At 50.5% G+C, this 25,431-nt stretch carries 23 protein-coding genes; 13 read left to right on the forward strand and 10 right to left on the reverse strand.

Features of this window, described 5'->3' with window-relative positions:
• Positions 1-102: 102 nt before the first annotated feature.
• Both AAHB90_RS04395 and AAHB90_RS04400 read left to right on the forward strand, forming a co-directional pair.
• Positions 103-1,953, forward strand: a complete 1,851-nt coding sequence (locus AAHB90_RS04395; RefSeq protein WP_342083692.1) for a T9SS type A sorting domain-containing protein — start codon at positions 103-105, stop codon at positions 1,951-1,953.
• A gap of 77 nt (positions 1,954-2,030) precedes the next feature.
• Positions 2,031-4,007, forward strand: a complete 1,977-nt coding sequence (locus AAHB90_RS04400; RefSeq protein WP_342083693.1) for a T9SS type A sorting domain-containing protein — start codon at positions 2,031-2,033, stop codon at positions 4,005-4,007.
• A 13-nt stretch (positions 4,008-4,020) separates the two neighbouring features.
• On the opposite strand, the gene AAHB90_RS04405 is transcribed toward AAHB90_RS04400, so the two are convergent.
• On the reverse strand, positions 4,021-4,356 hold the full coding sequence (locus AAHB90_RS04405; RefSeq protein WP_342083694.1) for a winged helix-turn-helix transcriptional regulator: 336 nt from the start codon (positions 4,354-4,356) through the stop codon (positions 4,021-4,023).
• Between the two features lie 122 nt (positions 4,357-4,478).
• Here AAHB90_RS04405 and AAHB90_RS04410 point away from each other — a divergent pair, with 122 nt between their 5' ends.
• From AAHB90_RS04410 to AAHB90_RS04430, 5 genes are all read left to right on the forward strand, one after another.
• Positions 4,479-4,877 (forward strand): DoxX family protein, encoded by a 399-nt coding sequence (locus tag AAHB90_RS04410; protein WP_342083695.1) that lies wholly within the window; start codon positions 4,479-4,481, stop codon positions 4,875-4,877.
• Positions 4,878-4,962: 85 nt separating this feature from the next.
• Positions 4,963-5,415, forward strand: a complete 453-nt coding sequence (locus tag AAHB90_RS04415) for a carboxymuconolactone decarboxylase family protein (RefSeq protein ID WP_342083696.1) — start codon at positions 4,963-4,965, stop codon at positions 5,413-5,415.
• Between the two features lie 66 nt (positions 5,416-5,481).
• Positions 5,482-5,817, forward strand: coding sequence for a YciI family protein (locus tag AAHB90_RS04420; protein WP_342083697.1), 336 nt, complete (start codon positions 5,482-5,484; stop codon positions 5,815-5,817).
• Between the two features lie 96 nt (positions 5,818-5,913).
• Positions 5,914-7,155 (forward strand): RNA polymerase sigma factor, encoded by a 1,242-nt coding sequence (locus tag AAHB90_RS04425; RefSeq protein ID WP_342083698.1) that lies wholly within the window; start codon positions 5,914-5,916, stop codon positions 7,153-7,155.
• A gap of 33 nt (positions 7,156-7,188) precedes the next feature.
• A complete protein-coding gene (locus tag AAHB90_RS04430; RefSeq protein WP_342083699.1) occupies positions 7,189-8,253 on the forward strand; it encodes an NADH:flavin oxidoreductase/NADH oxidase in 1,065 nt (354 codons plus the stop codon).
• A 42-nt stretch (positions 8,254-8,295) separates the two neighbouring features.
• Here the strand turns inward: AAHB90_RS04430 and AAHB90_RS04435 are convergent, their stop codons facing one another.
• A complete protein-coding gene (locus tag AAHB90_RS04435; protein ID WP_342083700.1) occupies positions 8,296-8,511 on the reverse strand; it encodes a hypothetical protein in 216 nt (71 codons plus the stop codon).
• A gap of 176 nt (positions 8,512-8,687) precedes the next feature.
• Here AAHB90_RS04435 and rpiA point away from each other — a divergent pair, with 176 nt between their 5' ends.
• Complete coding sequence (gene rpiA / locus AAHB90_RS04440) at positions 8,688-9,368, forward strand: ribose-5-phosphate isomerase RpiA (protein WP_342083701.1); 681 nt, start codon at positions 8,688-8,690, stop codon at positions 9,366-9,368.
• A 112-nt stretch (positions 9,369-9,480) separates the two neighbouring features.
• On the opposite strand, the gene AAHB90_RS04445 is transcribed toward rpiA, so the two are convergent.
• The 5 genes from AAHB90_RS04445 to AAHB90_RS04465 all read right to left on the reverse strand — a co-directional run bounded on the left by AAHB90_RS04445 (position 9,481) and on the right by AAHB90_RS04465 (position 17,825).
• Complete coding sequence (locus tag AAHB90_RS04445; RefSeq protein WP_342083702.1) at positions 9,481-10,902, reverse strand: efflux transporter outer membrane subunit; 1,422 nt, start codon at positions 10,900-10,902, stop codon at positions 9,481-9,483.
• 20 nt (positions 10,903-10,922) lie between these two features.
• Positions 10,923-14,078: an efflux RND transporter permease subunit gene (locus tag AAHB90_RS04450; protein WP_342083703.1), complete on the reverse strand. Its 3,156-nt coding sequence runs from the start codon at positions 14,076-14,078 to the stop codon at positions 10,923-10,925.
• 137 nt (positions 14,079-14,215) lie between these two features.
• Complete coding sequence (locus AAHB90_RS04455; protein ID WP_342083704.1) at positions 14,216-15,397, reverse strand: efflux RND transporter periplasmic adaptor subunit; 1,182 nt, start codon at positions 15,395-15,397, stop codon at positions 14,216-14,218.
• Between the two features lie 91 nt (positions 15,398-15,488).
• On the reverse strand, positions 15,489-16,088 hold the full coding sequence (locus tag AAHB90_RS04460; RefSeq protein ID WP_342083705.1) for a TetR/AcrR family transcriptional regulator: 600 nt from the start codon (positions 16,086-16,088) through the stop codon (positions 15,489-15,491).
• A 135-nt stretch (positions 16,089-16,223) separates the two neighbouring features.
• Entirely contained in the window at positions 16,224-17,825 is a 1,602-nt protein-coding gene (locus AAHB90_RS04465) for a L,D-transpeptidase family protein (RefSeq protein WP_342083706.1), read from the reverse strand.
• A gap of 421 nt (positions 17,826-18,246) precedes the next feature.
• On the opposite strand from AAHB90_RS04465, the gene AAHB90_RS04470 reads away from it, so the two are divergent.
• The 4 genes from AAHB90_RS04470 (at position 18,247) to AAHB90_RS04485 (ending at position 22,005) form a co-directional block, all read left to right on the forward strand.
• Positions 18,247-18,411: a hypothetical protein gene (locus AAHB90_RS04470; protein WP_342083707.1), complete on the forward strand. Its 165-nt coding sequence runs from the start codon at positions 18,247-18,249 to the stop codon at positions 18,409-18,411.
• A gap of 116 nt (positions 18,412-18,527) precedes the next feature.
• Positions 18,528-19,841: a Gfo/Idh/MocA family protein gene (locus AAHB90_RS04475; protein ID WP_342083708.1), complete on the forward strand. Its 1,314-nt coding sequence runs from the start codon at positions 18,528-18,530 to the stop codon at positions 19,839-19,841.
• A gap of 14 nt (positions 19,842-19,855) precedes the next feature.
• On the forward strand, positions 19,856-20,983 hold the full coding sequence (locus AAHB90_RS04480; RefSeq protein WP_342083709.1) for a YncE family protein: 1,128 nt from the start codon (positions 19,856-19,858) through the stop codon (positions 20,981-20,983).
• Positions 20,984-21,087: 104 nt separating this feature from the next.
• A complete protein-coding gene (locus AAHB90_RS04485) occupies positions 21,088-22,005 on the forward strand; it encodes a cation diffusion facilitator family transporter (RefSeq protein WP_342083710.1) in 918 nt (305 codons plus the stop codon).
• Positions 22,006-22,011: 6 nt separating this feature from the next.
• Here AAHB90_RS04485 and AAHB90_RS04490 read toward each other — a convergent pair whose 3' ends face one another.
• On the reverse strand, positions 22,012-22,989 hold the full coding sequence (locus tag AAHB90_RS04490; RefSeq protein ID WP_342083711.1) for a helix-turn-helix transcriptional regulator: 978 nt from the start codon (positions 22,987-22,989) through the stop codon (positions 22,012-22,014).
• An 89-nt stretch (positions 22,990-23,078) separates the two neighbouring features.
• On the opposite strand from AAHB90_RS04490, the gene AAHB90_RS04495 reads away from it, so the two are divergent.
• Entirely contained in the window at positions 23,079-24,065 is a 987-nt protein-coding gene (locus tag AAHB90_RS04495) for an NAD-dependent epimerase/dehydratase family protein (protein WP_342083712.1), read from the forward strand.
• 145 nt (positions 24,066-24,210) lie between these two features.
• On the opposite strand, the gene AAHB90_RS04500 is transcribed toward AAHB90_RS04495, so the two are convergent.
• Positions 24,211-24,603, reverse strand: a complete 393-nt coding sequence (locus AAHB90_RS04500; RefSeq protein ID WP_342083713.1) for a VOC family protein — start codon at positions 24,601-24,603, stop codon at positions 24,211-24,213.
• 95 nt (positions 24,604-24,698) lie between these two features.
• The gene (locus AAHB90_RS04505) at positions 24,699-25,430 is read right to left on the reverse strand and encodes a helix-turn-helix domain-containing protein (protein ID WP_342083714.1); all 732 of its coding nucleotides are present in this window, start codon (positions 25,428-25,430) and stop codon (positions 24,699-24,701) included.
• Position 25,431: the final 1 nt, after the last annotated feature.

Below are 25,431 nucleotides of genomic sequence, written 5' to 3' on the forward strand. Positions count from 1 at the left end.
ATAGGATTATTGAAAGAAAATGTATAGATTGATATAGGTTTTTAGTTTCATACACACGCAGTTACAGTTTGTTAAGATTTTAGTCTATTAAACTTAACTTATATGAAACCTCCTCTACAATCCTTTCTGAAAATGGTCCTTTTTTACACCATTTTCCTGATCAGCACTGTTCACACTTTTGCTCAAACCTGGAATCAGATTATCAAAGTTACCGCGCAAAACAATGACGCTTCTTCGGCAAGAAGTGCCAACGATGAGTACGGATATGCTGTGTCAATATCCGGAAATTATGCTATCGTTGGATCCTATGGTGAAGGAGAGGACGGAAATGGGTTAGATACGGTTGCATTGACGGGAGCTGCCTACATCCTTTACAACAATGCCGGAAACTGGGTCCAGGTAAAAAAGATCACAGCACCTGTCCGTGAGTACGCTGACAACTTTGGGGTTTCTGTCTCAATCAACGGGGACTATGCCATTGTTGGCGCTCACCAGGAGGATGACGATGCGCTGGAGACTAATACTTTGTTCAATGCAGGGTCGGCTTATATTTTCAAAAAGGACCAGGGAGGGCCGGACAACTGGGGTTTGCTGAAAAAAATTACGGCTTCCACACGTGATGTACAAGACAGATTTGGTTATTCGGTATCGATCAGCGGCAATTACGCCATTGTAAGTGCGTATTTAGAAGATGACGACGTGAATGAAACCAATACGCTGGACAATTCGGGGTCGGCTTATATTTTCAAAAAGGACCAGGGGGGTACGGACAACTGGGGGCAGGTAAAAAAAATAACGGCTTCTGTACGCGGCATCGTAGATTGGTTCGGCGTTTCTGTCTCCATAAGTGGCGACTATGCCATCGTGGGAGCCAATTTTGAAGATGAAGACAGCCTGGAAACCAATAGTATGGATGGATCAGGATCCGCCTATATTTTTAAGAAAGACCTGGGAGGGGCTGACAATTGGGGACAAGTGAAAAAAGTCGCGGCCTCCGACCGGGCTAGCGGCGACTCTTTTGGCTGGTCTGTATCGATCGACGGCGATTATGCCATTGTTGCGGCTTATACCAAGGGCGGTTATATTTTTAAGAAAGGTCAGGGAGGGGCCGATAATTGGGGGCAGGTACAAAAAAGGCCCGGCGGGGGCGCTTCGGTGGCAATAAGCGGTGATTATGCGGTGATGGGTGGACAAGGTTCGGCTGATTTTTTTGAGAAAGACCTGGGAGGGCCCGATAATTGGGGGACGATGCAGAATATCACCCACGGTGGCAATTTTGGTGTTGCGACATCGGTGAGCGGAGATTTTACCCTTGTAGGTGCATATTCAGACGATAACTTCGGGGCTGCTTATATTTTCAAATTAGGGCCGCCGCTGCCGGTTACACTGATCACTTTTGAAGCTGTTAAGAAAGAAAACCAGGTGCTGCTGAGCTGGGCGACAACCATGGAAAGCAATTCGGCATACTTTGATATTCAAAAAAGTGTTGATGGCCATATCTGGAAAACGCTGGGACGTGTATTGGCGGCCGTTAATAGTGATCAGCTTAGGTCGTACGCTTTCCTGGATAAAAATCCCCTGGATGAGGACTCCCCGGGCCACGTATACTTGTATCGCCTTAAAATGGTGGATCTCGTCGCCGGTGCGCTGGGGTGGGACGGCATGGACGGCAGTTTTGCTTTCAGCAGGATTATTAGTCTTTCATTTGCTCATAACTGGCGAACCATCCTTTACCCTAATCCCGTATCCGACAAACTATATTGTGATCCGGCAGAGGCAGCAAAATTAGAGTCGATTACAATGGTCAACAGCGCCGGACGGATCATGTTACGGTCTTTTGAAGGTGCCAGGGCAGGTATTCCCGTCGATCGGCTCACGCCGGGCATTTACGTGGGGCAGATCAGGGAAAAAAGCGGAGCTGTGCAGTACCAGAAGATAGCCGTGGTGCGATGACCAGCGCACCCGTTTAGAGTTTCATACACACGCTGTGATAGTTGTTTAAAGTTTTCAATCTTTTAAACTTAACTGACATGAGACCTCCTCTGAAATCTTTATTGATAGTCGTTTTCTTTTACGTCATTTTTCAGGCTGGCACTCTGAATGTATTTGCTCAAAGTTGGGATCAGATTATCAAAATTACGGCAAGTAACAATGGAGGTTCGTCGGCAAGAAGTATCGATGACAGCTATGCATATTCGGTGGCGATATCCGGCAATTATGCGATTGTTGGTGGCCTTAGGGAAAATTCCGATGCAAACGGGTTAAATAGTCTTTCGGGTGCCGGGGCCGCCTATATCCTGTTTAATGATAATGGCAATTGGGCACAGATAAAAAAAATTACGGCGCCGATACGTGGTTTCGGGGATTCTTTCGGCCTGTCTGTGGCCATGGACGGAGACTACGCCGTCGTTACCGCTTTTATCGAAGATGAAGACGCCGCTGAGACTAATACGGTGCAGGATGCGGGCTCTGCCTATATATTCAAAAAAGACCAGGGCGGAGCAGATAACTGGGGGCTGGTAAAAAAGATCACAGCTCCGGTCCGAAGCGTGGCCGACCAGTTTGGTTCTTCAGTCTCGATCAGCGGTGACTACATCATTGTGGGGGCTTTTAACGAAGATGAAGACGCTGATGAACTCAATTCTTTGAACGATGCGGGTTCTGCATACATATTCAGAAAGGATGAGGGTGGTACAGAGAACTGGGGGCTATTGAAAAAAATATGTGCCGGGACCCGCGCGGCTGATGACTGGTTTGGGTACTCGGTATCCATTAATGGCGCCTTCGCCATTGTGGGGGCCTACCGGGAAGATGAAGACGCTCTGGAAGCCAATACCTTAAATTCGTCGGGTTCGGCTTATGTTTTCGGGAAAGACCAGGGCGGGACTGATAACTGGGGATTAGTGAAAAAGCTCACCGCGGCAGTACGTGCTGCCGGCGATACTTTTGGCAGTTCGGTGTCCATCAATGCTGATTATATCATCGTAGGGGCTCCGTCGGAAAGCGAAGATGCTTCGGAAGCCAACTCGCTCTTTTCTGCCGGTGCTGCTTATATCTTCAAAAAAGACCAGGGTGGAACGGACAATTGGGGCCAGTTGAGGAAGATCGTTCCAGCTATTCGTGCCACAAACGACATTTTCGGGGGTGCGGTATCCATCAACGGTTCGTACGCAATTGCCGGTGCCCAGGGCGAAAGAGAGGATGCGTCGGAAGCCAATACCTTAAACCGGGCGGGAGCTGCTTATATCTTTCGAAAAGATCAGGGCGGCTCCGATAATTGGGGGCAGGAGCAAAAAATCGTCGCGGCCGTGCGTGCCGCAAGCGACGACTTTGGTGTTTCGGTGGCTATTGGCGGGGCTTATGCGATCGTAGGGGCCTGGCAGGAAGATGAAGATGCGCTGGATGCCAACAGCATATTGAATGCAGGGTCCGCCTATATTTTTCACACCAATGGCCCGCTTCCCGTTACACTGGCCACCTTTGAAGGGGTTGAAAGTGAAAATCGGGCGCTGCTGAGCTGGGTGACGACTGCGGAAAGCCATTCGGATTACTTTGACATTCAAAAAAGTGGTGACGGGCGTATGTGGAAGGGTTTGGGACGTGTGTCGGCGGCCGTCAACAGTGACGATCTCCGTTCGTATGCTTTCACAGACGATAATCCTCTGGACGAAGATTCTCCGGGCAATGTAAGCTTCTACCGTCTCAAAATGGTGGATATGGATGGAAGTTTTGCTTACAGTAGGATTATCAGCCTGTTATTTGTAAAAAACGCCGGCGCAGTTCTTTACCCTAATCCCGTGTCTGACAAACTGCACATTAATCCCGCCGAGGCAGTCAGAATCGAATCCATTATGATGATGAATAATGTGGGGCAGATTGTGTTACAGTCTTTTGGAAACGATAAGGCGGGCATTGCCGTAAATGTTCTCGCTCCCGGGATTTATCTGGCGCAAATCAGGAAAAAAGGGGGAGCTGTCCGGTTTCAAAAGGTGATTGTGGCACCGTGAACAACCACCGGCATTACCCGATGATTTTCGCCCGGTGCGCCAGGCCCCAATAATGCAGTTCTTCCAAAACTTTTTCGAGCGACGCGCCGTGCTCGGTGATGGAATATTCTACCGTCGGAGGAAAAGTGTCGAAGACGCGCCGGTTAATCAGCTGGTTCATTTCCAATGCTTTCAGTTCTTTGGACAGTATCTTGTCGGTGATGCCGGTCACTTCCGCCGAGAGCTGCCGGAAGCGTTTCGGCCCGGACGACAGCGCGAAAAGGATCAACAATTTCCAACGCCCTTCCAGCGCTTCAAGGGCGTCGCGGATCGATAATGCGGTTTTGGGGCAACCGTTTCCTGTCAGCATTTCAAGTTTTTGATGATGTAGGTTCCATTACTACCCGTTCGGATAGTACTATCCAATCGGGAAAGTACTATCGAACGGAAAGCGAAGGTAAATACTTTTGCTTTCTCACAAAACATCATCTTATGTCGATCAGGAAATCTTCGAAATTGCTGCATACCGCGTTGTGGATTACGCAGGTGCTGCTAGCGGTTGTGCTCATCTGGGCCGCTTACATGAAATTGTTCCAAACGGCGGAAGCACTTTCTGCCATGTGGCCATGGACGGGGCAGGTACCGCCGGTGGTAGTCAAACTTACGGGCCTTGTCGATTTGCTGGCTGGTCTCGGTCTGGTGTTGCCTGCATTGTTGAACATTTGGCCCGCATTAACCTATTTTGCGGCCGTGGGCGTGGTACTGCTAATGGTTTGCGCCATGGCCTTTCACCTTTCGAGAGGCGAATCGCCCGTGTTCAACGTGGTGTTTGCCGCGTTTGCAGCATTGGTAGCGTGGGGCAGGTGGCAACCTGCCGCCTCCCTTTGTTAAACTAGTTAAAATTTTTTTTCAAGTTTTGTCCAGATCTGAAAAGTCGGTTGTCATTAGGTTTTTTAACTCAAAAAATTCTCAGAAAATGGAAACCAGACTTAATTTCTTCGAAAAAGGACAAAATGCAGTGAAGCCGCTTTTCAATCTTAACGGCTATATCAAAAAATCGACACTCGGTCGCCAACTGGTGGAGCTGATCGACTTCCGCATATCTCAGATCAACGGATGTGCATACTGCCTTGATATGCATTCCAAAGAGCTGCGTGCCATGGGCGAAACCGAGCAGCGTCTGTATGGCCTGAGTGCATGGCGCGAAGCGCCTTATTATACCGACCGCGAACGCGCCGCATTTGCATGGGCCGAAGCGGTAAATGCCTTGCACGTGACCGACGAAGTATATAAGGAAGTAGCCGCACAGTTTACCGAAGAGGAAATCGTGGACCTGACCATGGTTGTTTCTGCGATCAACAGCTGGAACCGTATCAACATCGCATTCCCGGCCGGTATCGGAACTTACCGCGTAGGCATGTTCGGTTGATTTGCCAAAACTGATTAGATTTCGCATTCAAACTGATTAGCCACTTTTTTAAAACGGTACCGAATCATGGACGAGTTCTTATTGGTATTCCGGCGCGATTTCCAGAACCGGGAAATTCAGCCATCCCCCGAGCAATTGCAGGAGCATTTCCAGAAATGGCATGCCTGGTATGATAAAATGGCCTCCGAAGACCGGATCGTGCTCCGGAGGCGGTGGGACGGGGAAGGGCTGGTGGTGGATGCCCGGAAGACCGTGCTCAATGGTCCTTATGCTGAGATCAAGGAGGCGATCGGCGGGGTGGTGATCATTCGGGCAGCGGATTACGATGAGGCTGCCGAGTTTGCCAAAGCCGTGCCCATTCTCGAAATCGGCGGGACTGTGGAAATCAGGAAAGCACTCTGATTGCAGTTTGCTGGCCCTTTTTTGATATTTTAGGGGCTGACCATCGACGCCCGGCTTTACTGGCCGACGCGCGACGGTCAGTCTCTAAAATATATCATGGAGGAAAAAGAACTGCTGCCACACCTTTTCAGGACCGAATATCGCAAACTAGTGGCCGTGCTCTGCTACCTTTTTGGGATCGAGCATGTCGAAATCGCCGAGGACATTGCGAGTGATACATTTTTAGCTGCCGCCGAAACCTGGGCTATCAAAGGAGTGCCCGAAAACCCGGCTGCGTGGTTGTATACCGTCGCGAAGAACCGGACGAAGAACCATTTGAAGCGCAATTCGGTGTTCGAGCAGAAAGTGGCATCTGAGATCCGCTATTCGTCGGACAAGGAAGCGGAGATCGAAATCGATATGTCGCCAAAAAATATCACGGACAGCCAGCTGGCGATGATTTTTGCCGTTTGCAGCCCACTGATCCCGGCGGATTCGCAGGTGGCCCTCGCGCTGAACCTGCTTTGCGGGTTTGGTGTGCAGGAGATTGCGGATGCCTTTTTACTGAACAAGGAAGTCGTGTACAAGCGCATCCAGCGCGCGAAGGAGAAATTGAAGGAGGGAAACATCAGTATCGAACAGCCAAGTGTGGCCGAGATAAGCGAGCGGCTGGATACGGTACTGACCACGATTTATGTACTTTATTCCGAAGGTTATTATTCTATTTCCCAGAATGCTACATTGCGTAAGGAGCTTTGTGCGGAGGCTATGCGGCTTAATTTTCTATTAGTTGATAACGAGCTGACCAATCGCCCGGAAGCAAGCGCATTGCTTTCGCTGATGTGCTTCCATTCTTCGAGATTCGAGGCGCGTATGAATCAGAATGGCGAAATGGTGCTCTACGAAGATCAGGACGAATCGCTGTGGAACCGGGAACTCATCGAACGAGGAGCGTATTACCTGAGCCGAGCTTCCACCGGTGAGAAGCTCAGCCGCTACCATCTCGAAGCCGGCATTGCCTATTGGCATACCCATAAGGAAGATTCGCACGAAAAGTGGGAGAACATCCTCGACCTGTACAACCATTTGCTGGCCATCGAGTATTCGCCTATTGCCGCCTTGAACCGGGTTTATGCTTTTGCCAAAGTCAATGGGAAGGAGGCGGCGATTGTAGAGGCGCGGCATTTGAACCTGACCAATAACCATTTTTACTACTCGCTGCTTGGTAATCTCTATGCGGGTATCGATGAAGCACAGGCCATTGTCCATTACGAGACGGCCATCAGCCTGGCGCATTCGGATTCCGACAAGGCGATCCTTTTCAGGAATATCGCACGTTTGCAGGATAATGCGGGTTGATATTTTATATTAGCCCAATCTAATCTTGTCAATATGTCAAAGTTATTTTCACCTGTTACGATTAAAAGTATCCAGTTCAAAAACAGGATCATCGTTTCCCCCATGTGCCAGTACTCGTCAGTCGACGGGTTTGCCACGGACTGGCACCTTGTTCATCTCGGCAGCAGAGCCGTGGGCGGAGCGGGCCTGATCATCACGGAAGCGACCAGCGTGTCGCCCGAGGGCCGCATTTCGCCCGAAGACCTGGGAATATGGAAGGACGAGCACATCGAAAAACTCGCGCAGATCACCGCGTTCGTTAGCGCGCAGGGATGCGTGCCGGGTGTGCAGCTTGCCCACGCAGGCAGGAAGGCGAGTACCGCCGTGCCCTGGAAAGGTCGTGCCGAAGTGCCTCAGAGCGAGGGCGGATGGCAAACGGTTTCCGCTTCCGCGATCCCATTCTCGGATACGTACCCCAAACCGATCGCATTAGACGCTGCGGGTATCGATAAAGTAGTCTCCGACTTTACTGCCGCCGCTAGAAGGGCGTTGCAAGCGGGTTTTAAAGTGATTGAAGTCCACGCCGCCCACGGTTATCTCGTTCACCAGTTCCTGTCGCCGCTCAGCAACCACCGCACCGACGAGTATGGTGGAAGTTTCGCTAACCGTATCCGCCTGTTACTGCGCATAATCGACGGAATCCAGACCGTCTGGCCGGCCGATCTGCCATTGTTTACACGCATTTCAGCCACCGATTGGGCAGAAGGCGGCTGGAATCCGGACGAATCCGTACAACTTGCACATATCCTCAAAGAAAAAGGTATCGACCTGATCGATGTGTCGTCGGGTGGACTGGCGGCTCACCAGCAGATCACCGTCGGTCCGGCTTATCAGCTGCCGTTCGCCTCACGTATCAAACGGGAAACAGGCATTCTGACGGGCACCGTTGGTATGATCACCAATTCCTTGCAGGCCGAGACTATTCTTGTGAATGGCGATGCGGATATGATCATAATGGCAAGGGAAATATTGCGGAACCCTTACTTCCCATTGGAAGCGGCCCGGGATTTGAAGGAAGGGGTTGCGTGGCCGGTCCAGTATGAGCGGGCTAAGTGGTGATGGATATCTTCGATTACCCCGCACTTTCCGGCCACGCCCTGCTTACGCGTAAGCCAGCCTGTTGAGGATCGGCGAATTATCGATAATAGGTTTCATGCGCAGATCGGGCGCAATTTCAATGTAGGAAATGACGCGGATATCTTTGTAATCCGGATTAAATTCCTGAAAATCCCTGATCAGCATGTCTTCGGAGAAGTGTGATTTTGCTTCAAAATCGTACGAACTGGTTAAAATTACCCCATCTTGTTGGGCCGACATGGTAAGCATATATTTGGGCATAAGGCTATTGATATGAGTGGTTTTATGTGAAAAAGGTCGTTTGCGACAGGGAAAGGCTCTCCCTTACCTGCCATTCATGCAAAAACCTTGCCGTAGAGAGGGCTTTACCTTTTTAGAAAAACAGGGTTTCTTTGCTACCACGGTAGATGATATTTATGAAAGATCTCAAAAACGAAAAAACATTAGCCGCCAAAGAAGCGGTCAAGTACCTTTCCAACGGGCAGGTCGTCGGCCTTGGCTCCGGAAGCTCGGCCTATATTGCTATTGCAGAAATCGGGGAGCTCGTGAAGAATGGGCTGGATATTAAAGGTGTTCCTACGTCTGAAAAGACGAGGGAGTTGGCCGAATCATTGGGTATTCCTTTGCTGAAAATCGAGGATGTCGATTCGATCGACATTACCATCGACGGCGCTGACGAGTTTACCGAAGATTTGCAGCTCATCAAAGGCGGGGGAAGTTTTCTGCTGAAAGAGAAGGTGGTTGCTTCGCTGTCCAAACAGGAAATCATTATTACTGATTCTACCAAGAAAGTAGAACTGCTTGGCAAGTTTACGGTGCCTATTGAGGTGATTCCCTACGCGCGAAACTATGTTTTGGGACAACTTAAAAAGTTGAATGGTGCCGGGAAAATTCGACTCGTTGAGGGTAAACCATTGATTACAGAACAAGGAAACCTGCTGATTGACGGAGATTTTGGATTGATCCAGGATCCTGCATTACTGGCGGATCAATTAACCCGCATTGTTGGCGTCGTGGAGCATGGGCTGTTTATTAATATTGCCACCGAGGTGATAATGGGTGTGGATGGTGGTACCGAAACATTTACCAAAGCCTGAGCAGCATTTTTGAAATAAAATACAAAAGCCGTCGGATCTGGTCTGACGGCTTTTTGTGCTTACTACACTTAACAAAGACGCTAACTATAGTGTATGTAGGTCTGAGTGGAATCTATTTCCAGCCGCCGCCGAGGCTGCGGTAGAGGTCTACGCGCGCTACGAGCGATTGGCTGCGGATGAATGCGAGGTTCAGTTCGGCCTGCAAGGCATTGCCCTGGGCCGTGATCACTTCCAAATAGTTGGCCATATCGCTTTGGTAGAGCAATTGCGCATTGGAAATGGCCTGTTGCAGGATATTCACCTGGTTGCTGGCAATGGCTTCCTGCTCTTTCAGTTTTTTGGTTTGAACCAGAGAATTGGAGACTTCGCCCACCGCATTCAAAACCGATTGCCGGAATTCCAGTACCGATTGCTCACGCTCTATTTTGGCCACTTCCAGGTTGGTTTTCAATTGCCTTCTGGCGAATATCGGCCGTGCTATGGTACCGGCTGCAATCCCGAACAACGATCCGGGAATGTTGAACCAGTTGCTCGATTTGAACGATTCGATACCACCGCTGGCCGAAATTATAAGCGACGGGTACATGCTCGCCTGAGCTATGCCCAGCTCTGCATTCGCGATCAGTACCGACATTTCAGCGGCGCGAACATCGGGTCGGCGGCTTACGAGCGCTGCCGGTACACCGGTAGCAAGGCTGTCGTTCGCCTTGAAATCGGCCAGTTTTACTTTGCGGTCGATCGCGTTCGGCATTTGGCCGGTCAGCACTTGCAATGCATTTTCCTGAATGGCTATATCCTGTTCCAATTGCGGAATGAGCAATGCGATGGCTTCGCGCTGCGCTTCCGATTGTTGCACGGAAAGCGAGGTTACTTCACCGGCGTCTTTCAGCAGGTTGGTCAGTTTCAGGGTATTGTTGCTCAGTTCCAGGTTGTGTTTGGCAACTTCCAGCTGTTTGCCGAGCATGAGCAGGTTGAAAAAACCTTTTGCGATATCGGCCACGAGGCGGGTCTGGACCGCTTTGGTAGCTTCATAAGTTTGCAGGTACTGGCCCATGGTGGCTTGCTGCTGGCGGCGGATCTTGCCCCAGATATCGGCTTCCCATGACAAATCTACCGAGGCAATGTAGTTCTCGATATGGCTCGATTTCAGGAAGCTGCTGGCGCTGAGTCCGTTCAAACTGTTGTTCGAAGGGCGGTTATAAGTGCCGGCAACACGCAGGTCGAGGCGGGGAAGTTGCAGCAATCTCGCCTGTTTTACCTGCTGTTGTGCGATATCGATGCGTTTCAGCGCGATTTGCAGGTCGTAATTGTAGGCAATGCCGCGCTCGATGAGCCGTTGCAGCGTTGTGTCGGGGAAGAATTCCTTCCAGCCCATATCCGCGATGGTGGCGGTGTCGCCATAAGGCACACTGCGGTATTCGGTGGGCAGTGCCAGTTCCGGGCGCTGGTAGTCCTTGCTCACCTTACAAGAGGCGAGCAGGGTTACCAGCAGAATCAGAACGGGTATTTGCGTTAATCTAAATGTATTTTTCATGATGTTATTCTAATAATGGACTAGTGCGCTTCTGCCTCGACCAGTTTCGGCTGTACGGGTTTTTTAACGACTTTTTCCTGCAAATACTGGAATATCACGTACAGGACGGGGATCACAAATACCCCTAGGATTACGCCCGTTAGCATACCGCCTACCGCACCGGTACCGATCGACCGGTTACCGAGGGCCGAGCCACCGGTAGCGCGCATCAGCGGCAACAGACCAACGATGAATGCGAACGAGGTCATCAGGATCGGGCGCAAACGCAGGCGGGAAGCTTCCAGGGCCGATTCGACGATGGTCATACCTGCTTGCCGGCGCTGCACGGCATACTCGATGATCAGGATCGCGTTTTTCGCGAGCAGACCGATGAGCATGATCAGACCAACCTGTACGTAGATGTTGTTTTCAATACCCATCCAGTTGATAAACAGCATTGACCCGAATACACCGAGCGGGATCGTCAGGATCACGGCAAACGGCAGGATGTAGCTTTCGTACTGCGCTGCGAGCAGGAAGTACACAAACACGAGGCTCAAAACGAAGATCAGGATGATCTGCGAGCCTGAGTTGATCTCTTCACGCGTCATACCGGTCCATTCGGTTTTGTAGTTGTTCGGCAGGACCTTCTCGGCTGTTTCCTGCACAGCGCGGATGGCATCACCGGTACTGTAACCCGGTTTCGGCGTTCCGTTGATCATGACTGCGTTGTACAAGTTGTTGCGGGTCACGGTTTCTGGTCCGAACACACGTTTCAATTTTACCAGCTGGTTGGCAGGTACCATTTCACCTTCGGTGTTTTTAACATAAATACCATCCAACGACGACGGATTCTTGCGGTACGACGGATCGGCTTGCGCCATCACTCGGTAATATTTCCCGAACCGGTTGAAATCCGACACAAAACTGGACCCGTAATAGATCTGCAACGTTTGCAGCAGCTCGTTCACAGGTACATTCAGCTGTTTGGCTTTATTATTATCGACTTCCAGCATAAACTGCGGGTTACCCGTGGCAAATGTCGTGAATGCGTAGGCAATCTCGGGGCGTTGCATCAATGCGCCAATGAATGCATTGGTAGTTGTGCTCAGTTTTTCCAGCGAACCGTTTCCACGGTCTTGGAGCATAAACTCAAAACCACTGACGTTACCGAAACCATCGACAGTCGGGAAGGTGAAGAAGAATGCATTCGCATCGTTCACCGCCCGCACCTGCTGTGACATCATACCAACGATCTGGTTGAAATCCTGTACCTCGCCGCGCTCTGCCTTCGGTTTCATGCGGATAAATCCTACACCATAAGGCGATGCATTGGAGTTGGAAATGATGTTCATACCCTCCACAATATACCGCTGATCGGCGATAGGGGAGCGTTTTACGATACTATCCACCTGTGCCATCGCTTTGGATGTACGATCGAGCGAGCTGCCCGGAGGCGTGTTGAGCGCATACAGGAGGAAGCCCTGATCTTCGGTTGGAATGAAACCGGTTGGAGTGGTTTTGGTGAGCCAAAGTGTTGTCCCTGAGATTACGACCAATCCGATGATGGTCACCCATTTGCGACGGATCAGGAATTGCAGGCTTTTTACGTAGCGTCCGGTCATTGACTCAAACCCTGCATTGAATGCGGCGAAGAAGCGAGCTGCAAAACCTTTGCGGGTTCCATTTCCTTCTTCCGCATGCGGGTTTTTCAGGAACAATGCACAAAGCGCGGGGCTGAGTGTCAATGCGTTCAGCGCGGAAATCAAAATGGCTATGGCTAATGTAAATGCAAACTGCCGGTAAAACACCCCGGCGGGACCCTGCATAAATCCGACCGGTACGAATACTGCGGCCATCACGAGGGTGATTGAAATGATCGCACCTGAAATTTCATTCATGGATTCAATCGTAGCGCTTTTCGCCGCCAGGTGCGTTCGCTCCATTTTGGAGTGCACCGCTTCGACGACCACAATGGCATCATCGACCACGATACCGATGGCGAGTACCAACGCAAAGAGCGTCAGAAAGTTGATCGTGAACCCGAAAAGCTGCATGAAGAAGAACGTACCGATAATGGCTACCGGAACCGCAATGGCCGGGATCAATGTCGAGCGGAAATCTTGCAGGAAGATGAATACAACGATAAACACAAGGATGAATGCTTCCAAAAGTGTCGAACGTACCTGGTTGATCGACTCGTCGAGGAAGTCCTTCGAGTTGTACATGATGGTCGTTTTCACGCCTTTTGGCAACGTTTTGGAGAAATCGTCGATCAGTTTTTCGGCCTGGATCAGAATGTCGTTCGCATTGGTACCGGCGGTCTGGAACACAGCCACACCGGAAGAGGCATTGCCATTCAGTTTACCATTCGAAGAATAGGTATACGAGCCGAATTCAACCCGCGCCACGTCTTTGAGGCGGATCACCGAGCCATCGCTATTGGCTTTGATGATAATGTCCTCATATTCTTTGTTCTGCGTGAGTTTTCCCTTGTATTTCAAAACATATTCGAAAACCTCTTTGCTCGCTTCTCCCAAACGGCCCGGGGCCGCTTCAAGGCTCTGTTCACGAATGGCACCTGTTACTTCCTGAGGCGAAAGTCCGTAAGCTGCAAGACGGTCCGGTTTGAGCCAGATACGCATCGAATAATCGCGCGTACCGAACGGCTGCGCCTGACCGACCCCCGGTATACGTTGTAGCTGAGGTACGAGGTTGATCTTAATGTAATTCAAAAGGAACGTCTCGTCGTAAGTACTGTCGTCGCTCGAAAGCGCCACGAACATGATGATCGAGTTCTGCTGCTTCTGCGTGGAAATACCGGCTTGTACAACTTCCTGCGGAATCTGGCTTACCGCTTTGGAAACGCGGTTCTGCACGTTTACCGCGGCGATATCGGGATCGGTACCCTGTTTAAAGTACACGTTCAGCGCCATGGTACCGTCGTTGTTGGACGATGACGTCATGTACGTCATGTTCTCAACCCCGTTCACGGCTTCTTCGATAGGCGTTGCCACTGCGCGGGCAACCACTTCGGCGTTCGCGCCGGGATACACGGCGGTCACCTGGACCGTCGGCGGTGCGATGTCGGGGAATTTCGTTATCGGCAGCGTAGTGAGCGATATGATCCCCAGGAGCAATATCAGGATGGATATTACCGTCGAAAGGACGGGCCTTTCTATAAATTTCTGAAACATATTGTTTGAATTTGTCCCCGTTCACGGGGCTCATGATCGAGTGTTTTGGCAAAGCGGGAGCGGTCCATCGCATTGGTTAATGCGATGGTGCTCTGCTAATTGGTGTGGAATTCGTAAACCTTTTACACCCCGGCTGCTTAAATCGGATTGGCGTGCAGCAGACTGTCCATCGACATTTTCTGCGGAGCGATGGCCATTCCGTCGCGCAACCTGTCAAGTCCGGCGTATACGATCTTTTCTCCCGGTTTCAAACCTTTGGAAATCAGGTAGTAGCGCCCGCTGCGATCGGCGACCGTAACAGGACGGCCTTCGACTTTATTGCTATCGAGCACGGTGTAAACAAACACCTTGTCCTGCAATTCGAATGTAGCTTCCTGAGGGATCAGTACCGACTTCGTAAGCTGACGCGGAATGCGGATCCTGCCGGTGTTACCCGAGCGCAGCAAACCGTTTCCATTCGGGAACGTCGCGCGGAAGTTGATCGCACCCATGGTTTTATCGAATTGTCCTTCAACGACTTCTACTTTTCCTTTTTGCGGGTAAGTGCTGTTGTCGGCCAGTACGAGCTCAACCGGCGGGATGTTTTTGATCTTCTGTTCAATCGTATTGCCTTCGAATTGCTGCTTGAAGTCGAGGAAATCGAGCTCGCTCATCGAGAAGTAAACATGGATCTCTTTCGTTTCGGAGAGGACCGTCAGTGCTTCCGTGGTGTTCTTGCCCACAAGGCTACCCGTTTTGAAAGGAATGGTGCCGATATAGCCATCAGCCGGTGCGGTAACCGAAGTATAACCGACGTTGATCTTCGCTGCATCCACGGCCGCCTGCGCCTGCGCGACGTTAGCCTTGGCCGCATCGTAAGCCGCTTTCGCGGTTTTTAGCTGAACGTCCGATACCACTTTGTTGGCCACCAGTGGGGTAAGCTTCTCGACATTGATCGAAGCGCTTTCCAATGCGGCTTTTGCCGATTGCAGACTGGCTTTTGCAGTATTGAGTTGCTCGGTATACGGACGGGCGTCGATATGGAACAGGACTTGTCCCTTGCGAACATATGCGCCTTCGTCTACGGAAATACGGTCGAGGTAGCCATCTACCTGCGGACGGATTTCGATATCGCGGCTTCCTTCGATGGAAGCAGTGAATTCGCGGTGCGCGGTCACTTCGTGATCGCTAACGGTGATAACCGGCAGGGCCTGTGCAGGTGCTGCCGAAGCGGGAGCATTGGCGGTGGATGAACCACAGCTATATATGGCTGCGGAGCCCGCGGCCAGCAACAGGAATGCAGCTAGCCCTTTTGCTGTTTTTAGTTGGACGGTTTTCATGGATGTGGACATTTTTGCGGTGATAATCAGTTGTTTGTGAATAGGTAGTGAAGTTATTATTACTAACGGTGTTAACCTAAAAGGAAAAAAATTACAGGTTTTTGATGAAAGCATTAACAGAATCGTCCATTACTTTTTTGTTCATTTGAGAGTCGTCGATATCCGAGCAACGCATCATTACGATTGAAATCAGACCGTGGAGTACTGACCAGAACGCATGAATTTTAAAGCAAGTTTCCTCATCGGAAGATTTTTTATCGGTAACGATTCCTTCAATTGCCTCTCCTATGTGGTCGCGGAAGCTGTTGAACTCCGGTTTTGCCTTGCCCGGGCTTGAACAGGGCATTCCCAAACCGTACATGAGCTGATAGTATTCGGGATTTTTAAAAGCAAAGTTCCAGTAAGTCTCGGCATGGGCCCTTAACCGCTCTTCCGGATCCGCATGTTTGCGCTTGTCTTTTTCCAGCAATCTATCGAGTAACCGGAAACCGTCCATAGAAAGTTCAAAGAGAATCGCTTCTTTATTTTCGAAGTGATCGTAGATCACCGGTACGCTGTATTCGATGGCGTCGGCTATCTTCCTGATTGACAGGGATTGCCAGCCTTCTTCTTTAACCAATTGCAAGGCTACCGCCAGGATATTGGTCCGCATATTTTCTTTCTGCCGTATTTTTCGTTCGAGGATTCCCATGGTAATGCAATATTTACCTAACGATGTTAGCAAAGGTACGACGGCTTTTTCAGAATATCAATCGCCGACCGGTATCGTACAGGTTACCTTTGCACTGACTAGTTAGCGATTAAAATCGTGCCCGAACGGAATGGGTCAGGGAGCGGCTGCCTGTGCGACAGGCATTTCGTTGTTGCCAAAAAGCCGCTCCTCCATCTTGCGATCGTGCCCGTACACATCCCTGCGGAACTGCAAATTGCCGTGCTGATCGACCCAGGAAGTGAAATAGCCGATAAAAACCGGCACCTCGTTTTTGCCGCGGAGCCGCACATATTTTTCTTTTCCCGCATTCATCGCCGCCGTAATTTTTTCGTCAGTCCAGGTACTGTCGCGGCGCAGGAGCCATTCCGCCATTTTTTTAGGTTCTGAAAGCCGGATGCAGCCGTGGCTGAATGCCCGCTGACTTTCCTTGAAGAGACTTTTGCTTGGCGTATCGTGGAAGTAAATGCTATAACTGTTTGGAAATAAGAACTTTATAAGTCCAAGTGAGTTCGATTTTCCCGGTTTCTGCCGCACCGATCCGCCGTTCCACTCCATGTTGTGGCGTGCCAGATAGTTCGGGTTTTTCTTGATTCCCGGCAGAACTTCCTTTTTGAGAATGCTAGCAGGCACGTTCCAGTATGGGCTAAACACGATCTGATTTAAAGTACCTGAAAAAATGACAGTACTATTGGCCTCCGAACCTACCACTACCGCCATATCGAATGACAATTTGCCATCTTCGTAAGCATGTAAAGTAAATTCGGGGATGTTCACGAGAATGTAATCGGTAGGAGGAGCGGCGGGCATCCAGCGAATGCGCTCCATATTAATGAGCATCTGGCGAATGCGGCTCGCTACGGGCACATTTAATTCCCTGAAAAACGCCGGGCCAGCGACGCCCGTTTGTTTTTGCCCGACACGCTGCTGAAAATGCCTAACGGCGTTAGTAAGCGTGGTATCAAAAACAGGTGTGCTATCAGGCTCGGGAAGGTCGCCAAGTAAATGCAGCCGGGCTTTCAATACGCTCACGAGCGTATCGCGATCGCCCTCACGGAGTTTTTTCGAAGCGGCGACAGTATCCGGTTCGCCGTTCCGGGTCAGTTCGTAATATTGTAATACTTTTTCTTTCAGTAAATTATAGTGACGGTTCACGGGTTCATACGCCGTTACGTTTTGCCCTTTGTTTTTCAAAAGTGAATCCAGAAAAACTTCCGGGTTCAGCTTCCGGCGGGGAATAAACCAGTTCAGTTCCTGCGTGTTGATCTTGTGGTCGCCGGAATAGGCGAGGTCGGTGTAGCGGAAAAATTGTTCCGTCAAGGCAAGCTCGGCGTCGACTACCAGCGCATTATCGGGACTGATCTTTTTCAACTGGGAAAGTGAATCGATAACCTTATCGAGCGACGGATTGTACAGCGTGCTATCGCCCGAGTAATGGATGTAATCGTTGCGCAGGCTCTGGAAAATGGGTACAAATTCAGCCACGCCATCGGGAAAAAACCAGGCATACTGGTAATTCCGGTGATTGTAAAAGCTCCGTAGTTTGGCATTCAGGCTATCGCCGAGCGAATGTGCGGTGATGTAGGAAGCGAGGGCCGTCGTATCGATAAAAAGTTCTGTGAAAGAATTTTCGACCGTAATGGTGGTGTCGCGGACGGCAATCTCTCTTTTCGTTTCCGACGTCTGTCGGCAGGCGGCCCCAACAAGTGCCAGGGCCATGAATAATGCGATTTTCTTCATATAGGTACAAGGTCGCGGATCGCTCCAATATAATGTCTTTGCCGTTAGAAATCCCATTCTGACCGAAGGATTATCAAAATTGGAGGCCCCACCCGGCCCATATAGTTTCGCCGGAGATTTGGTTTTTTGTTGTTGATTTGGACCCGGACGCTAAGCTGCTGATACTTAGCTCCGGGTTTTTTTGTGTTTCAGGATTTGTCCCGATACGACGTCAACAGTGCGCGGGAGCGGACAACTTTCAGAGCGGCGCTCCCGGAATCTTCTTTAATCATTTTCAGCGAAAAGGTTTGCCGAGCCTTCGGAATTAGATTTTTATTATAATCACACAAACCCCTTACACGAGCGCCGGATTCACATTTAATTTGTCATGATTTTTCCGGTACACCAATTCAACGAACTCATGACACTTCTCAGTTTTGCACTTCGGATCAAGGAAGTCAGGGACTTACAGAATACCTATGCAGCCACACGGGATATCGACGTTCTCGCCCGTCTGAAAGATATGGAAAGAGAGCTCGACAGGTTGATACACAGCATTGTAACTACGCCGCGTAACCCCTTCTAATGTTCTTGCCGGCGGCGTGAAACTATAACGCTTGACGTCGCCGGCGTTCCTTGCCCGAACGATGGGTAATATCGGACAACTGGTAACTTTTAAAAGCAACCAATCTGATCCGACCTATGGCCCATTCACGCCGCGACTTTCTTAACACCGCTTCGGCTCTTGCCGCCGGAGCCGGTCTTTCAGCCCTTGTTCCCTCGTCCGTTTCTGCTTTTGCGCCGGTTTCGCCTGCCGATAAAATCCGCATTGGTGCCATCGGCGTCAACGGAATGGGCTGGGCCGATCTGAATGCGATCCTCAAAAACCCGGGCACTGAGTGCGTGGCACTTTGCGATGTAGATAAAAATGTGCTTGATAAACGGGCGGCCGAATTGGCAAAAGGGGGCGCGAAAGTTAAAACATACGGCGATTACAGACAGTTGCTGGCCGACAGGGACGTCGATGCAGTGGTGATCGGCTCGCCTGACCATTGGCATTGCCTGATGATGGTCGAGGCCTGCCAGGCGGGGAAGGATATTTATGTTGAAAAACCGATCGGGAATTCCATTGCAGAATGTCGTGCGATGGTCGCGGCCCAGCAGCGCTACAACCGTGTGGTGCAGGTAGGTCAATGGCAGCGCAGCCAGAAGCATTTCCGCGATGCCATCGACTTTGTGCATTCCGGCAAGCTCGGGAAAATCAGGTTGGTGAAAGTATGGGGCTATTTTGCATGGGTCAACCCGATCACCAAACTACCGGACGGGGATCCGCCAGCGGGTGTGGATTACAAAATGTGGCTGGGTCCGGCTCAAAACAGGCCGTTCAATGCAAATCGTTTCCATTTCAATTTCAGGTGGTTCTGGGATTATGCGGGCGGGCTTATGACCGACTGGGGCGTGCATTTGCTCGACTATGCATTGCTGGGTATGAAAGCCGCCAACCCCAACAGCATCATGGCCGCGGGAGGCAAATTTGCTAACCAGGATTCCGGCGCCGAAACCCCCGACACGCTCACAACCGTGTTCGAATTCGACGATTTCAATATCCAGTGGGAGCACGCCATGGGTATCGACGGTGGCCCATACGGTCGGCAGCACGGCATAGCCTATATCGGCAACAACGGTACACTTGTACTAAGCCGCGATGGCTGGGAAGTAATTCCCGAAGGCAAACGCATGGAAGCCGTGCCGTTTCAGAAATCAGTGGATAACGGGCTTGACCTGCACGCGAAGAATTTCATCGAAGTAGTAAAATCAAGGAGAATGACCGATCTGAATGCGCCTATTCAGGTGGGGGCGGACATTGCCATATTCTCGCAAATGGGTAACATCGCCTATCGCACAGGCAAGAAAATATATTGGGATGAGGAAAAAGGAAAGTTTACAGATGATGAAGCCAATAAGCTGATCGCCAAGGAATACCATAATGGCTACAAGCTGCCTTCTGTTTCATAAACTTTTAATTGAATATGAAAAAGATCTGTCTCTGGTTGATTTTCTTCCAAATAGCCTTCTCACACACGGGCATAGCGCAGCAGGTGCGTAAGGCCGGCAAGACCGCAGGCGCGAAACGGTACCTGTACGTGGCGACGCCCGGCATCAGGGATTACCTGGGTTACGGCGGGCACGGGTTGCTGGTTTTTGATATGGATAACAACCACCGGTTCGTCAAAAGGATCGCCACCCGTGGGCTGCATCCGAATGGAAAGCCTTCCAATGTAAAAGGCATAGCCGTCAGTCTTCCGCTGAACAGCATTTACGTCAGCACGCTCGAAGGGCTTCAACGCATCGATCTCACGACGGAAAAGGTTGTTTGGGAAAAGGCTTTCGAAGGTGGCTGCGACCGGATGGCGATCTCGCCCGACGGCCGCACCATGTACCTTCCGTCACTGGAAAAAGGTTTCTGGAATGTAGTGAATTGTGAAACGGGCGACATTATCAAAAAGATCAATGTGCACAAAAGGGCGCACAATACGATCTATGGCGCTTCGGGTAACGCCGTGTACATGGGCGATATCGCCAGTCCCTGGCTGCATATAGCCGATCCCAAAACGCACGAGCTAACCCGGAAAGTGGGCCCGTTTGCCGACTACGTGCGGCCATTTACCATTACAGCCGACGAGTCGCTGGCATACATCACGGTCGACAGTCTGCTGGGTTTCGAGGTAGGGGACATTCAGAAAGGTACGAAAATAGCGCATATCGAGGTGGAAGGATGGGAGCGTGGGCCCGTGCGGAGGCATGGTAATCCGAGCCACGGCATCGGCCTCACGCCCGACGAGAAAGAAATATGGCTTTGCGACGGCCATAATATGCGGATGCATGTTTTCAGCGCAAAATCACCCTACCAGCAGCTGACCACGATTCCCGTGCGGGATATGCCCGGCTGGGTAGCATTCAGCATGGACGGCCGGTACGCGTATCCTTCGAGCGGGGAGGTAATCGATGTGAAAACCCGGAAAGTCGTCGGGACATTGACGGACGAGTTCAATAATAGCGTGTCCAGCGAGAAAGTAATTGAGGTCCAGTTTGTTGGCGATAAACCTGTACGCGCGGGCGACCAGTTTGGTGTCGGGCGTGCGGGGAAACGTCAGTGAAGTGTTTACAAAATGGTAATGCACTTGCCGGAACTTGCTTTCCGTCAAAGGTCTTTCTAACTTATTAAGGGTGATCGCGTGGTATCCTGCTTTTACCCGGCTTTATGAATGAGAGACAAAAACGGCTAAAAGAGCGCCGACTTATCAAGCTTTCCATCATTACCGGTTCGGTATTTACGATCTGGGCCATTGTGGTCGGTATCGCCGGCGATTCCAAGTCCATTATTTTCGATGCCCTTTTCTCTATGGTCGGGATCAGCCTGTCGGGCGTGTCGTTGCTGGTGAACAATTTCGTCCGTAAGCCCGACGACGACGACCTGCCGTTTGGTCGCGCACAATTCGAGCCGTTTTCGATAACCCTGCAATCGGCGGTTATTATTTTCCTCTGCTTGTATTCGCTGGCGACTTCAATCATGGACATGATCGGCGGCGGCAAGCTCGTTGAGCTAGATATTGCCCTGCCTTACCTGATCGCCTCCATCATCGGCTGTTTTTTACTCTGGTTGTATTTCCGAAGAATGGCGCTGCAAATCCGCTCGGAGTATGTGCGCATCGAAGCCACGGAATGGCAGCTCGACGCGCTACTCAGCACGGGCGTGCTCGTGGTGTTGTCGTTGGGGTACTTTCTGAGAGGAACATCGCTGGCCTACCTCATCCCGTACCTCGATCCGGGAATGGTAATCATTATTTCCATTCTCTTCCTGCGCATTCCCGTTCGGACGTTTTGGAAAAACATCAGGGAATTGCTCCAATTCGCGCCCGACGACGAGGTGGAAGAAAAGATACACCAGGAAGCGGAAGCCATTTCGAAGCATCACGGCTTTACCGACGAATATGTACGCGTGATCAAAACCGGCAGCAGCTATACCATCGAAATCGATTTTCTGTTACCTGAAGAGCTCGCGCACACGCAGGTGAAGCAGCTCGACGCGATCAGGCAGGAACTTTATGAACGTATCCGCGGGGACTACAAGATGTGGCTCAACATTTCATTCACTACCGAGCGCAAATGGATGATCTGAGCCAAACTAACGCTGCCGCCCGAGTTGCATTTGCTTGGGGGTAATGCCAAATTTCTTTTTGAATGCCTGGATGAAGTTACTGCTGGTAGCGTAACCCACAACGTCCGCTACTTCCTCGACTGTCAAGCCCGAATCGAGCAGCAGCCCGCGGGCGTGGAGCATCCGTTTTTCTTGAACCAGTTCGTACACACTCGTATTGTATTTCAGTTTGAAGCCTTCGCGGATCTGGTGTTCCGAAAGACGTGAGTTTGCTGCAATGTCTTCCAGCGACTGTGCGGTCAGAAAATGCGTGCTGAGGTATTCGTAAATCTCGGCAAGCTGGTGGCCAATGCCTGAATGCATATGTGCGGTATGGTGCCCTTCCCGGTACTGCTGTAATTGAAGGGCAAGCAATTCGAGGATTTTACCGTTCAGGTACATTTCCGAAAGATCGTCGGCAACCGGAGCATGCAAAATGCGGTGAAGTACCGAATGCATTTCAGCACTAACGGGCGCCGCTTTTCCAAAAAGTGCCAGTGGCTGGCCGCTTTCCAGCGCTTTTTCAAGATGCCCGACGGGACTGCCATTTTGTTGCAGGAATCGCAGTAAATGTTCTTTTTTGAGTATTAATGCAAGATATTCAAAGCCTTTCTGGCGATTGTAAAAGATATCCGAGTCGAAATTTTCGGAATAATAAATATTGTATTCGGCCGGTCGCAATGGATGGTCGCCCGGAATATCGCGGAAATGCGCATTGGAATAGCCGGTCAACTGGAAATGCAGGCTGACGTGCGGATCGCTTTTCATGCCCCGGATCTGCATATCTTCCAAAAAGTCGGCCTGGAACCGGATAATTCCGAAGTTACGGGCATAGACATTCTTCACACGATGGTTCACAAACGGGATCCGCGGTGCGTCGTGTTCGAAAGTATCTACCGAGGGCTGTGAAAGGAATTTCCTGCCCGCGATCTCCCGGTACGATTCATTATCAATAATATAGGCCATGCGCAAATTTCAATGTTTTTATCGGCTATCCCAATATTTTTCGAAACCGGAGGCACCTACCTTTGCCGGAAAATCGCTTAAATACAGTCATGAATATTTTAGTAACAGGTAGCGCGGGGCATTTGGGCGAGGCGCTCATGCGTACGCTCCGCGCGCAGGGTGCGCCGGTCACAGGAATAGACATCAACCCGTCGGCCTACACGGATCTGGTGGGTGACATTGCAGACAGGAGCTTTGTCAAATCGGCCATGCGCGGTATTCGTGCCGTGATCCATACGGCTACGTTACATAAGCCGCATGTGGCAACCCACAGCAAACAGGATTTTGTGGATACCAATATCACCGGTACGCTCAACCTGCTCGAAGAGGCTGTACTGCAAGGGGTTTCAAGCTTTATTTTTACCAGTACCACCAGCACATTCGGTGCGGCGATGAACCCTGCAAAAGGCGAGCCGGCGGCATGGATTACGGAGGATGTGGTCCCGCAGCCCAAGAACATTTACAGCGTGACCAAACTCGCCGCCGAAAGCCTCTGTGAGTTGTTTCACCGCAAGAGCAAACTGCCGGTGCTGATCCTCCGCACCTCCCGTTTCTTTCCGGAAGATGACGATAATGCCCAAACCCGCGAGCTTTATGAAACCCCCAACGTCCAGGCGCTGGAATTGCTCTATCGCCGCGTTGATATCGCCGACGCCGTCACAGCGCATCTGCTAGCCATGGAAAAGGCCGGACCGATCGGATTTGGCAAATACATTATTTCGGCCACCACGCCGTTTTTGCCCGCACATTTGAAAGATTTACATACTAATCCAGCGGAAGTGGTCCGCACACTTTACCCGGAAAGCGAAAGGCTTTTCGATGCAGCAGGCTGGAAGCTATTTTCAGAAATCGATCGCGTATATGTGAACGAGCGTGCGCGGCGCGAGCTGGGTTGGGAGCCAGTGTATGACTTTGCGTATGTGTTACAGTGCCTGCGAGAGGGAACGGATTTTCGCAGCGAACTGGCGCGGGAGGTCGGGAGTAAGGGGTACCACGAAGAGGAGTTTGAGGACGGGCCGTTTCCAGTAGAGCCGTAGTTTGAATTGATAGCTTTTGTTACATGCCTACGGCATTTAGTGAAAATGTAAGATCTTGTTTTCTACCAATATTACATCGCTAACGCGATTGATATGCCGATGCAAGTGCCGTTAGGTACGTAATGTTGGTAGAAAAGGAATCCGTTTACTCCATCAATGTGCAAATCTCCACAAGAAACCCATTCGGATCACGCACGTAAGAAACGGTCTGGCCCCAGGGCTTGGTTTTAGGTTCTGAAACCAATATGGCCCCAGCGCTCAATGCATTTTGAAATACTTCTTCTACATTGTCGACGGTAAACCCAATTTCGATTCCGAACGGCTTCGCGGTCAAGCTGCTTTCGGTGAAACCACCCGGGATATGAGACTGAACGAAATCCGAAGCTGCAAATGAAAGCGTCGTGCTACCAGTGATCAACTCACCATAATCGTTATCGGGCGAAATGAATTTCTTTTTAAAACCGAATGCGTTTTCATAAAACTCGATTGACGCTGCTACGTCCTTGACGTACAGGATGGTGTATGCGAAATTTGCCATGTTATTGAGGCTAGTTTTTTGGTAATGATTTGGCTTGATGACAGTACAAAACTAGCAATAGCTGGTGTAGCGCTGTTTGGAAAAATGCGACAAAATCAAATCTGCGAAGGGGCGACACCCGTATACCTTCGGATTTCATTGCTGAGATGTGCGTGGTCATAATATCCGGCTTCAAGCGCAATGTCGAGCAGGGATTGCCTTTTGCTTTTTTTGATCAATTGCATCGCATATTTGAAACGCATTACATTCAGAAACTCCTTTGGACTGAGGCCTATATGCTCTTTGAATGCCCGTTGCAACTGGCGGACTGTTGTGCAATGGTTTTGTGCAAGTGTAGACACACCGATCAAACCATTTTTGGATTCAACCTCTGCAATGATCGGTATTAAGGGATGCGGCCTGTTTTGCAGCCTTTTCAGGAAAAACTGGTCAAGGTAATGTTTGGGCTCATAGTTAACCCCACGAAGGTCGGGAGCGAGTTTTGCTTCGAATTCGGCTGTCTGATCGGTGAATTCATGCATGGATGCATAGCCGTAAAAAGCGGCAAACCCGGCTGGTCTGAAACGTACGCCGATTAAATGAGAGGTGGGCGAAACGGCGGTTTCGATAGCGTGTGACATCGTTCCAACCAGGTAGCTTTGTTCACTTTTCATAAAGAAACCGTCCGGATCCGGTAACTCGTCATCGCCGAGATTCATGATGATATCGACGCATCCGTCGGGCATGATAGTTTCGACGGCCATAGGCGTATTATCACCGAATACCTGCCAGTATGCATCGATGTAGGGCGTCAAAGCCGTGTGGGGACGATATTCAATATAAGCCATG

The sequence above is a fragment of the Dyadobacter sp. OTU695 genome (genome assembly GCF_038440355.1).
Lineage (GTDB): Bacteria > Bacteroidota > Bacteroidia > Cytophagales > Spirosomataceae > Dyadobacter.